13 protein-coding genes are annotated in these 10,787 nt (G+C 53.3%); 5 read left to right on the top strand and 8 right to left on the bottom strand.

Annotation, left to right across the window (positions count from 1 at the left end):
- From KKD83_04960 to KKD83_04935, 6 genes are all read right to left on the bottom strand, one after another.
- The coding region (locus KKD83_04960) for a hypothetical protein (GenBank protein ID MBU2535499.1) at positions 1-195 on the bottom strand (195 nt) is incomplete at its 3' end.
- Positions 188-886: a site-specific integrase gene (locus KKD83_04955; protein MBU2535498.1), complete on the bottom strand. Its 699-nt coding sequence runs from the start codon at positions 884-886 to the stop codon at positions 188-190. The genes KKD83_04955 and KKD83_04960, both read right to left, overlap by 8 nt.
- A 552-nt stretch (positions 887-1,438) precedes the next feature.
- Positions 1,439-1,885, bottom strand: a complete 447-nt coding sequence (locus tag KKD83_04950) for a hypothetical protein (protein MBU2535497.1) — start codon at positions 1,883-1,885, stop codon at positions 1,439-1,441.
- Entirely contained in the window at positions 1,860-2,027 is a 168-nt protein-coding gene (locus KKD83_04945; protein MBU2535496.1) for a site-specific integrase, read from the bottom strand. Before KKD83_04945 ends, KKD83_04950 begins: the two co-directional genes overlap by 26 nt.
- Positions 2,009-2,146 (bottom strand): hypothetical protein, encoded by a 138-nt coding sequence (locus KKD83_04940; protein ID MBU2535495.1) that lies wholly within the window; start codon positions 2,144-2,146, stop codon positions 2,009-2,011. The genes KKD83_04945 and KKD83_04940 overlap by 19 nt, the downstream gene beginning before the upstream one ends.
- Positions 2,147-2,777: 631 nt before the next feature.
- Complete coding sequence (locus tag KKD83_04935; protein ID MBU2535494.1) at positions 2,778-3,623, bottom strand: tyrosine-type recombinase/integrase; 846 nt, start codon at positions 3,621-3,623, stop codon at positions 2,778-2,780.
- A 273-nt stretch (positions 3,624-3,896) separates the two neighbouring features.
- On the opposite strand from KKD83_04935, the gene KKD83_04930 reads away from it, so the two are divergent.
- From KKD83_04930 to KKD83_04910, 5 genes are read left to right on the top strand one after another with little or no spacing between them, the layout of a single operon-like run.
- Positions 3,897-5,036, top strand: coding sequence for a S41 family peptidase (locus KKD83_04930; protein ID MBU2535493.1), 1,140 nt, complete (start codon positions 3,897-3,899; stop codon positions 5,034-5,036).
- 18 nt (positions 5,037-5,054) lie between these two features.
- Complete coding sequence (locus tag KKD83_04925) at positions 5,055-5,621, top strand: O-acetyl-ADP-ribose deacetylase (GenBank protein ID MBU2535492.1); 567 nt, start codon at positions 5,055-5,057, stop codon at positions 5,619-5,621.
- Between the two features lie 38 nt (positions 5,622-5,659).
- Positions 5,660-6,574, top strand: coding sequence for a cation diffusion facilitator family transporter (locus tag KKD83_04920; GenBank protein MBU2535491.1), 915 nt, complete (start codon positions 5,660-5,662; stop codon positions 6,572-6,574).
- Positions 6,575-6,626: 52 nt separating this feature from the next.
- Positions 6,627-7,127, top strand: a complete 501-nt coding sequence (locus KKD83_04915; protein MBU2535490.1) for a CvpA family protein — start codon at positions 6,627-6,629, stop codon at positions 7,125-7,127.
- 27 nt (positions 7,128-7,154) lie between these two features.
- Positions 7,155-7,772 (top strand): DUF4389 domain-containing protein, encoded by a 618-nt coding sequence (locus tag KKD83_04910; protein ID MBU2535489.1) that lies wholly within the window; start codon positions 7,155-7,157, stop codon positions 7,770-7,772.
- Here KKD83_04910 and mutM read toward each other — a convergent pair.
- Together mutM and polA are read right to left on the bottom strand one after the other, a co-directional pair.
- Entirely contained in the window at positions 7,769-8,587 is an 819-nt protein-coding gene (mutM, locus tag KKD83_04905; GenBank protein ID MBU2535488.1) for a bifunctional DNA-formamidopyrimidine glycosylase/DNA-(apurinic or apyrimidinic site) lyase, read from the bottom strand. The genes KKD83_04910 and mutM overlap by 4 nt on opposite strands.
- A gap of 1 nt (position 8,588) precedes the next feature.
- A partial coding sequence (polA, locus tag KKD83_04900) for a DNA polymerase I (protein ID MBU2535487.1) occupies positions 8,589-10,787 on the bottom strand: 2,199 nt, incomplete at its 5' end.

Here is a 10,787-nt window from a genome sequence, read left to right as displayed (position 1 = left end):
GGTGGCGTCTTCAGCATAGGCGGTATGCAAGGCGAGCTTGTAGTGGTAGAAGATGTCGGCCTGGCAAGCTCCGCGGTTGGGGTCAATTTTGGGCCTGCCTTCAGGGCCTTGTCCGAGAAAAAACTTCTTGATAAACGCGCCACAGCCGAAAGGTCTTAAGAACCCCCCCCTGATCGGTCTCAGCAGTTCAACCATTGCTCCCCTCCTTACGAGGCCACAATTTCTCGTACCAGTCCTTCAACTCCTGGCCCGCCACTTTACGGTAGCGCATGGTGGTGCCGATATTGGCGTGCCCGAGCCACTCCTGCAGCATCCTAATGCTGTCGGTAGAGTCATCCCGCTGCACAGCCATAACGGCAAATCCATCCCTCAAGCGGTGCGGACTTACGCCACGCAGCCTGCCTGTCTCCGGGTTTTGAAGGCTACCGAGCCCCGCCTTTCTGGCGCACTCCCGAACGACCTGCCATGCCCGGTGTCTGTTTATGCCGAAGATAAGCTGCTTCCCGCCGTGGGACGCTAGTCCTCCCCGGTCAATGTAGCCCTTGAGCACCTCCAGCGTCTCCCCGTCCACCGGCAGCGTCCTCAGCCGGTGGCGCTCGCTCTCTCGAGCCACCGCGTCCTTCACCTCGAGCCCGCATTTGGGGCAGAACTGGTGCGAGCGACCGAGGCGGGATGAGCAGTGGGGGCAGGACAACTTCAGTCGGGCTTTGAGGTGTTGAATTGTTACCGTACCCTGGTGGAAGTCAATATCCTGCACGGTGAGGCCCAGTACCTCCGATATGCGGCAGCCTAGGTGGGAAAGCATCCTGATCAGCAGCCGATCCCGAAGATTGGTAGCCGCCTTCTCCATCAGAGTTGTCTCATTTGGTTCGATGTAGGTTTTCATTCCTTCCCTTCCCCAAGTAACCCAGCCTGTAAATCACTCTCTGCAACTCACACTCTCAGCCGGAAAGCTAAACTTTGTGTATTGTGCTCATGTAACCAAACAGCTCACCCAATAAGCCATTTAATTGGCATATGGCGGGGCCCAGCGGGGCTAACGCTACCAAAGCCTCTCATGTATATCCCATGCCATCCAGCCTGCGATATGGCGTAAGTGACCTCTGACGATCCCGCTCAAATACCGGATTATTGCCTCTTTCCTTTTCATTATTTATGCCTTAATCTGTAAAAATTCTGGGCTAGTGGGGCTGACGCCTGTCATCTATACTCCTCACGGTCAAGCCATTGCTTCTTCTGCTTCTTTGTTCTGAATAAACCTCAGAACTTCAAATTTGCTCACTTTTATAACCTTCATAACCCATTTAATTGGGATATAGCGGGGCTTGGCGGGCCTAACGCCTTAAATTGCCAAAGATTACCGCTGAGTTGTAAACGGGCTATTTCAGATAGAACCCACTTCTGTTGGCCAGTTCCGCAGGTAGTTTACGAACCTTGTCTAACCAAACTCCGGGTGTGCGGCCCTCACCGGGTCTTCCCAGGCGCTCACTTCAGCTTCACCCTTGCTAGTCAATCTGTAGAACACTCGTTTCTGCAAGAAATCGTAAATTGCAGCCTCTCGTTTGTCAGTACGCTCTATTAACCCCAGTATCAGAAACCAATGGAAGTAGCGGCTAAAACTTGAGTAGTTTGGTCTTTCGAAGGGCTTTTCCCCTATCTCGATTCTTTCCTTGTTTAGCCGCTCTAACTCCTCGCTTAGGGCGTAGTAGATATCGGCACCGCAGGCTTCGCCGTGCTTTTCAAAACACTTTTTTGTAAACAGCCCAGGGCGATACTCACTGGCGCCTCTTCCCCAACCGATGGTTATTTGAGGAGGATTTCCAGGTTTCCTCTCCCTCGTTGGCTCTTTCCTTGTCTTTTTAATCCTTTGTCTGCTTTTCTTCATCTTGCCATAGCTTTTCATATTCGGATCTTAGTTGCTCAAAATTAGAATCAACATATTCCATAGTAGTGGCTATGCTTGCATGGCCAAGTAGCACTTGGAGTTTCTTCACATCAAGACCTTTACCTACCCATATTGTAGCCAGTAGATGACGCCAGCCACTGCGTTAGGCCGCATTTCGTAGTTGTTGCCCCATTCTTTTCTTACAGGCACTGGCATCACCATTTGCCCGTTCGTTGGGTTCGCCTTCATCTCAAATATCATTTCTCTACCTCCTTCTATTTATCTTGAGCTTGTAATAAATTACGGAAATGTTGTAGAGTAATGGTATCACAGCTTGGGGAGGCGTCTGTGAACCAACCTGGAGGTAGATTCACTTCCAACCACTACGCGATAAGGCCAGACCTTTGTGTGCTTTGCCGCGTCAGGGAGGCTGCCCCAGACAAGTCCATTTGCTCGGAGTGCTACCAGGCGTACGGGTATGCCAATTTCGATCCCGACGCGGTGAAGCAAACGGAGAAGCGAGAAGTCCAATGGCTAAGAAGGGTGGCATGGCAGCCGCTTTCGGGCACCCACACCATTAGCGGTGCGGCAGTGGAACTTAAGATGACCGTTCGGGGTCTTCGTAAGGCAATGGCACGGCTTGATATCGTTCCGAAAGACAATGAGAGGCACGCCGTTATTAGTGATGCCCAGCTCAACAACATTGAACAGCACACGCGAAATTACCAAAAGAATATAACAATCACCTACTGGGACGATGGCACCATTAAAATAACAACAAAACTCGCTGGTGAACTCATTGACGACGACCCGTGTGCACTAAACGCCCTGGCCCGGGAGGGTATCGTCTCCGGCTTTCTAAAAGAATTTCCGACGTATGGCGGCTTCGCCGCTAATCGGTGGCAGATAGATGCAGTGGCATTTCAGAACTATCTAATCGCACAACAGCGGCGCGAAGATGCTCAGCGGTTACGTCAAGGTATACCGCCGTTGTCGTCAGGTCTCGATGGCCCAGCAGGAGTTGAACCTCTCTTAAGTTAGCCCCCTTTTCCAAAAGTTGGGTGGCAAAGAAATGTCTCAGGCTATGGGGGTGGAATCCATCTAAGCCCGCCGCCTTGGCCAGGCCGGTGACGATTCGATAAACGCTGCGCCCATTCAGTCCGTTAAACACTTTTTGTTGTGCTGTCTTGCCGGCGCACTGCTGACGCAGGGGAATTACGATCCTTTCTGACATCGGGATAACTCGCTGTCGTCGGCCTTTGCCCAGTCTGACCAGGATACATTGCCGGTTAAAGTCCAGGTCGCAGACCTGCAGCTCCAGCAACTCACTCTTTCTCAGGCCGGTGTAGGCGAAGGTTAAGAGCAGGGCTTCGTTACGGCGCTTTTGGGCTGCCGTCTGGTGATAAAGTCCTTTTCTGGCTTGCGCTACCAGTCCCTCAAAGTCGCCCGGGTCATAGTAAGGCGGCAGCGTCTCGGGTTTTCTCAGCCGGAGCTTTAAGGGCTGCCTGATGAACTCGAAGAATGGCCGTAAGGCGTGGTAGTAGAGAATAACCGATCTGGGTTGGTAGCCTTGCTCCCTTAAGTGCGCTAAGAACTGCTTGGCGGTTTGAACATTGACTTCTCTATCGCCCAGCCAGGTTTGATAGCGGATGGCGACCCCCCAGTAGCGGTCAATAGTTTTGGGGTCCCGGTCGCTTTCGGAGAGCTCTTTATGATATACTTCAAAGAGGTTTGTCACGGCTACAGTATAAGGGACATTTGGCAAGTCATTGTGAACTAGCCTAGAGATGGATTGGGCAAGTTCTTGGACAAATTTCTGGTCAAGAATTAAATCGTTCGTGAGATGTCCTGTAACTCGGCTTACAGGTTTACTTGACCTTTGAGTTAACTGACGGATAGCCTCGTAAACGCACGGTAAGGAGGCAAATAAATCTTCTCCGAAGTCAAATCCTGCGGGTGTTTTTCCGTGGCTCAATGTTGTCAGTAATATCCTTTGGGGGAAAATAAACCGATGTCAAACACGATGAAGTATGTACTCATCATTTTAACTTTCATTGCCATAATTGCACTTGCCTTCGGCACCGGCTATAACCTGGGAGGGGTTCCAACAGGAGATGGAGAAGGGCTGGGACTGGTAGAGGAGGCATGGGATATCATCTTCAGGGACTATGTGGACCGGGACAAGCTTGAGCCAGACGAGCTCAGCAAGGGTGCCATCGAAGGCATGATTGAATCTCTTGATGACCCTTACAGCTCATATATCGATGCTGAAACGTATGAAATCGGTATGAGCGGTCTTGAAGGCGAGATTGAAGGTATTGGTGCGCAGGTGGGGATAAGAGAGGAGAAACTCACCGTTATCTCGCCCATTCCCGACTCACCGGCGGCTCAGGCCGGAGTAAGGTCAGAAGACGTCATTCTGGAGATAGACGACGAGTCCACAGCTGATATGAGTATGGTGGAGGCGGTGCTTAAAATCCGCGGCCCCAAAGGGACAACCGTCAGGTTGCTCATTCAGCATCATGACGAAACCGAACCGGTGGAAATCGATATCGTGCGCGCCACGATTGAACTGTCCAGCGTTACGCTGGAAATGGTGGAGGACATTGCCCACCTCAGGATTACTCACTTCTCCAAGCGCACCGCCGACGAATTACTGACCGCACTAAATGACATTGACCAGGCAGGCGCGAAAGGCATAATTCTGGACATGCGCAGCAATCCAGGTGGAATACTGGATAGTGTTGTCGGGGTCGCTTCACATTTCCTGAAAGATGGCGTGGTGGTGAAAGTGGTGAATAATAAAGGCGAGCAGACAGCCCTGCAAGTGAAACCCAAAGAACTGGTTAATGAACTACCGATGGTTATATTGGTGAACGAGTTTAGCGCCAGCGGCAGCGAGGTGCTGGCGGGTGCATTGCAGGACCACGGCAGGGCAACAGTTGCCGGAAACGTGACGTTCGGCAAGGGCAGTGTCAACATCCCGCGTGAGCTTCAGGACGGTTCTGGGCTTTACATAACCACCGCACGCTGGCTCACACCAAACGGTCGACTCATTGAAGGGGAAGGAATCAGGCCGGATATTGAGCTGGAGCTGGAAGGTGAAGAGGCCATCCAGTGGGCAATTGATTATCTGAGAAGCCAGCAGTGACCGACAGGAGGTGCTGACATGGGGAATGGGCCAGAACAGGTAACGGTAAATGAGGCAGAAATATCCATCATCCAGGGTGATATTACCCGGCAGTCTACAGATGCCATCGTCAATGCTGCCAATTCCAGCTTGATGGGCGGTGGTGGCGTGGACGGTGCTATTCATAGGGCCGGTGGTCCCGCCATTCTGGAGGAGTGTAAAAAAATCGTGGCCAGGCAGGGGCGTCTCCCCACGGGTAAGTCAGTGATAACCACAGGCGGAAACCTGCCGGCAAAGCACGTAATTCATACCGTTGGCCCGTTCTGGCATGGCGGTGGCAGGGGTGAAGCCGAGCTTCTGGAAAGCGCCTACCGGGAAAGCCTGAAACTTGCCGCCGGGAACAATTTAACCGGCGTCTCCTTCCCGTCCATCAGCACCGGTGCTTACGGATACCCGGTTGAGCAGGCGGCTGGAGTTGCTCTCACGACGGTGATAGCATTTTTACGTGAGAAGATGACATCGGTCAAGGAAGTGGTCTTCGTGCTCTTTGATTCGAGGACTTATGAGGCATATGTGGCAGCTCTTCGGGAAGTAGTCGGCCAATAGGGGAGAAGGCATTGACTAACCACACCCATCATCATCCCATGACGGTGGGCAACAAGCTGAAATATGGCATCCTGCTGACCGGTCTGATTCTGGTAGTTGAGCTTGTCGGCGGTTTTCTGTCCCACAGCCTGGCCCTGCTCAGCGACGCCGGACACGTTTTTGCCGACATCATTGCCCTCTCGCTCAGCTGGTATGGTGTGAGGCAGGCCGAACGCCCGGCGAGCAGTCGCATGACCTTTGGTTACCACCGCGTAGGGGTTATCATCGCCCTGTTCAATGGCTTCAGCATATTCGCCATTGCGGTGGTTATTTTCTTTGAAGCATACCGCCGCTGGCTGCAGCCGCCGGAAGTGAACAGCTCCCTTATGCTGACAGCAGCACTGATTGGGCTGAGCGTCAATATCTTCATCGCCTTCTGGCTGCGCAAGGAGCAGCGGAGCAATCTCAACGTGCGAAGCGCCTTCTGGCACGTGCTGGGTGATGCGCTGGCGTCCATCGGCGTCATCATCGGTGCCATCATCATTATGCTGACCGGATGGTTTATCGTTGACCCCATCATCAGTGTGCTCATCGGGTTCATTATCACCTTTGCTGCCTGGCGCATCCTGAGGGAGGGGTTAAAGGTGCTACTGGAAGCAGCGCCGCACCAGATAGATGTCAACAGGATGGCACGCGACCTGCAGAAAATACGCGGTGTGAAAGGTGTCCATGACGTACACGTCTGGAGCATCTCTCCGGAGCTGCACGCCATGAGCTGCCATGTGCTGGTTGATGATATGCAGATTAGTCAGGCCGCTGAAATTCGCCAGCAGGTGGAAAAGATACTGCGGCAGCGGTTCGATATCGAGCACAGCGCATTGCAGATGGAGTGCCATGAGTGCGGTGCGAACGACCTGTTCTGTTCCCTGACCCCTGTCTCGCAAGATGAAGACCACGAGAAAAATCACGAATAACAGAACAAATCCCTTGTCAAACGGTGTCAAATAATTTAATATTATTTTCAATATGGAATGGTTGGTAAGTCTCTTTGTCGTTTTTGTTCTACTGGTCAGCTTGCTTGCCGGGTTGAAAGAAGGTGCGGTAAAGCATTTTTTCAACCTTGTGGCGGTGCTCATTGCCATTTTTATCGCCGGCCTGTCCTACCATTTAATTGCTGGACTGCTCTCCTTCCTTCCCGGTGAGAACTGGGAAAATTTCATAAGCTTCTTCATTGCTTTCGGCATCGTCGTTGCTATACTCCAACTCGCTTTCCTCCTCCCTCGCAAATTGATTAATAAAATATGGAAAAAGGGATTGCTGTACCGGCTGCTCGGCGGCGCCATGAACGCGGTCAATGCCAGCATCGGCCTGACAGTGCTTGCCCTGATACTGAATGCCTTCCCCATTTTCGGCTGGCTGGCGCGCTGGGTGACTGGCTCCAGCGTCATGTCATCTCTGGTAAATGTCTTTGGTTTCATCCAGGCACTGCTGCCCGAAGTATTCCGGGCTGCAGCTACCGTGGTTTAGTATTAGAAAAAAGGAGGTAAATAGTATATGGCTGCTCAAACATATCCGGTAACGCTAATCGGTGAGCTCACCGTACCGCCGGCGCGAGGATGGTGGCTCATCAAATGGTTTCTGGCAATTCCACACATTATTGTCTTGGCATTCCTCTGGGTGGCATTCATTATCGTGTGGCTTATCGCCTTTTTCGCCATTGTCTTTACTGGCAGGTTCCCCAGGGGCTTGTTCGATTTCAACGTGGGCGTGCTGCGGTGGTCATGGCGAGTGGAATTTTACACCTACTGGGCATTGGGTACAGATAAGTATCCCCCGTTTACCCTGAATTCTGTTGACTACCCGGCCGACCTTCAGATTGAATATCCAGAAAAATTGTCCCGGGGGCTGGTCTGGATTAAGTGGTGGCTTTTAGCTATCCCGCATTATGTTGTGGTTAGCTTTTTCCAACCAGGAGGCAACAGGCGAAATAACGCTCTGGGTCTGGTGAACTTTCTCGCTATCTTTGGTGCCATAGTTTTATTGTTTACCGGCAAGTACCCTGAGAGCATCTTCAAGCTTGTCATCGGCTTTAATCGCTGGTCATACCGCTTCTGTGCCTACGTGGCGCTGATGACGGACCAGTACCCACCCTTCCGGCTCTGGGACGACTAGGGAGCCGGCTGGCACCTGGGACAGAAATAGGTGCCGCGATTGCGCACCGGGATGCGCTGAATCGGGCGGCCGCAGTTGGGGCAGTTTTTGCCACGACCGTGCGCAACCTTGAACTCAAAGTGGGCGGTCCCGGGTTCGCCGCTGGGCCGGTAGTAGCTCACGATGCTGGCGCCCTTATTACTTATGGCGGCGCGCAATGTCCGTTGAATGGCGTGGTGAAGATGTTCAATCTCTTCCGATGTCAGACTGGCACCGGACCTCAATGGATTAATTTTAGCGGCGAACAAGGCTTCATCGGCGTACATATTGCCGATGCCGGCAATTATAGATTGGTCGCAGAGTAGCGCCTTGACGGGCGCTTTCCGATTTTTCAGTCGCTGCGCCAGGACCTGTGGCGTAAACTCCGCTTCCAGAGGCTCAGGCCCCAGATTTTTGGTTACTGTTTTCCAGTCCTTAACCAGCCATATCCCGCCGAATTTGCGCGTGTCGCGGAAAAATATATTTATGCCTTCGTCCAGGTGGAAGACAGCACGGGTATATTGGGGTGGCTCTGAAGAATCCTGGCTCAGCAGCAGCGAGCCGCTCATCTTCAGGTGGATGACCAGCGAATCATCGTCGGTCAGGTTGAGCACAAGGTACTTGCCATGCCGGGACAGGCCGGTGATTTTCCGTCCGACCAGGCGGGAACGGAATTCCTCAATCGATGGCGCCTTGACGATACCGCCCCAGAGAAGGGTGACGCCGGTGAAGGTGTGCCCCAGAACATGCGGGGCAAGCTCATTTTTTATCGTTTCCACCTCGGGCAGTTCGGGCATGTTAAGACATTTCCCCCCAGTTCTGGCCCTGCTTGGTGTCAACCTTCAGCGGTACGCTGAGCTGGAGCGCTGAGGACATTACCTGAGGAACGAGCTGGCGCATTGTCTCCATCTCTTCAACAGGAACCTCGAGGACAAGCTCATCGTGTACCTGCAGCAATATCTTGCTCTTCGAATGCTTTTTGTCCATTTCACGGTCGAGGTTTATCATGGCCACCTTGATGATGTCGGCCGAGGTGCCCTGCACCGGCATGTTGATTGCCATGCGTTCGGCGGCTTCACGCACCTGACGATTGGCCGAATTGATTTCCGGGATGAAACGCCTTCTGCCCAGGATGGTCTGTACGTAGCCGTTATCTCTTGCCTGCTTTTTAGTCGACTCAAGGTATTCCTTCACTTTGGGGTATTTGGCAAAGTAGGCGGAGATGAACTGGGCCGCTTCTTCCCGTGAGAGCTCGGTAGCCTGCTCCAGACCGTACTCGCTCATGCCGTAGGTAACACCGAAATTCACCGTTTTGGCCAGCCGGCGCATATCGGAGGTCACCTGCGACTTTTCCACGTTGAAAAGCTGGGCGGCGGTGGCGGCGTGGATGTCCTCGTCCTGCTGGAAGGCCTGGATAAGTCCCGGGTCCTGGGAAAGGTGAGCCAGCGCCCGGAGGTCGATCTGCGAGTAATCCCCGGCAAACAAGCAGTTTCCCTTTGGCGCGGTGAAGGCGCAGCGTATCTGTTTGGCCGTTTCGCCGCGGACAGGGATATTTTGTAAATTTGGCTCGCTGGAGGAGAGCCGCCCGGTGGCCGTCCGCGTCTGGTTGAAGCTGGTATGCACCCGTCCGGTCCTGGGATTGATGAGGCCGGGAAGGGCATCTATATAAGTCGATCTGAGCTTTGATAACTGTCGGTACTCCTGGGTTAATCCGATTATCTCATATTCTTTGAGTTCCTCCAGGACTGATGCCTCCGTGGAATATTTTGACTTACCTTTCCGTGTCGTGGGTATTTCCAGCTCATCGAACAGGACCTTTCCCAGCTGCTGCGGCGAATTGAGGTTGAACTCATGACCGGCCAGGGTGAATATCCGTTCCTCAAGCCCTGAAATCTGCTTGCCAAGATGCTGGGACATATCCTGCAGACGTTTCTTGTCCAGGGCGATGCCGTTCCTCTCCATGCGGAGAAGCACCGGCACGAGGGGCATCTCAACCTCGGAGAAAAGCTGCCAGAGTCCCTGCCCTTGCAGCTCCTTGCCAAAGAAGTTCGTTAAGCGGCGGGTCATATCAGCATCGGCACAGGCATAATCGGCCACCTTTTCTATCTCGACCTGAGACATGGGCAGCTGTTTGGAGCCGGTGCCGATAAGGTCGGTGATGGGGGTCATATCGATGTTCAGCTTGCTGAAGGCAAGGGTTTTCAGGCCCAGTGATTTCTCTCCTACCAGGTAAGCGGCAACCATGGTGTCGAAAGTGAGGTTATTTACGTTCACGCCATGTTCGGCCAGCACGGTCATATCGTATTTGCCGTTGTGGGCCAGCTTGGCCAGCCTATTGTCCTCCAGAACGGGCTTGAGCCGGTCGATGACCTGCGGCTGGGGAAGCTGTGCCGTTGATTGCAGGCTGGTGTGTCCCACCGGAATATAGTATGCCTCTGTTGGTGCCGGTGAGAAAGAGAGGCCGACCAGTTCCGCGGACATCGGATTCAGGCTGGTCGTCTCCAGGTCAAAGGCAAACGACTTGGCCTCCGCCAGGCGATTAACTAAATTATCAAGGTCGGAAGGAGTATTGACGATACGGTAATCTCCCTGCGGTGGTCCGGTCTTCACTTCCGCTGGTGGTGCCTCAGAAGTCTCTGCTCTGGCTCCAACTTCAGGCAGCCTGTCGCGCAGGCGGACAAACTCAAGCTCGCGGAAAAGCTCGTTGACCGTCTCGCGGTCGTACTGTCCTATCTGGCACTCGTCAAGGTTCAGTTCAACCGGGGCCTCGATAACAATAGTGGCCAGGTGCTTGCTCTGGCGTGCCGATTTTTCGTGCTGGCGTAACGTTTCCTGGAGTCTGGGGGGGGCGACTTCGTCGATATGGTCGTATATGTTTTCCACGGTCCCAAACTGCTGGAGCAACTTGACCGCCGTTTTTTCACCCACGCTGGGGACGCCGGGAATGTTATCCGATGGGTCGCCAGCCAGACCCTTGAGGTCGGCAATCTGCTCCGG

This window comes from Chloroflexota bacterium (genome assembly GCA_018829775.1).
Taxonomy (GTDB): Bacteria; Chloroflexota; Dehalococcoidia; order Dehalococcoidales; family RBG-16-60-22; genus E44-bin89.
This window is presented reverse-complemented; position numbering and strand designations above follow the sequence as displayed.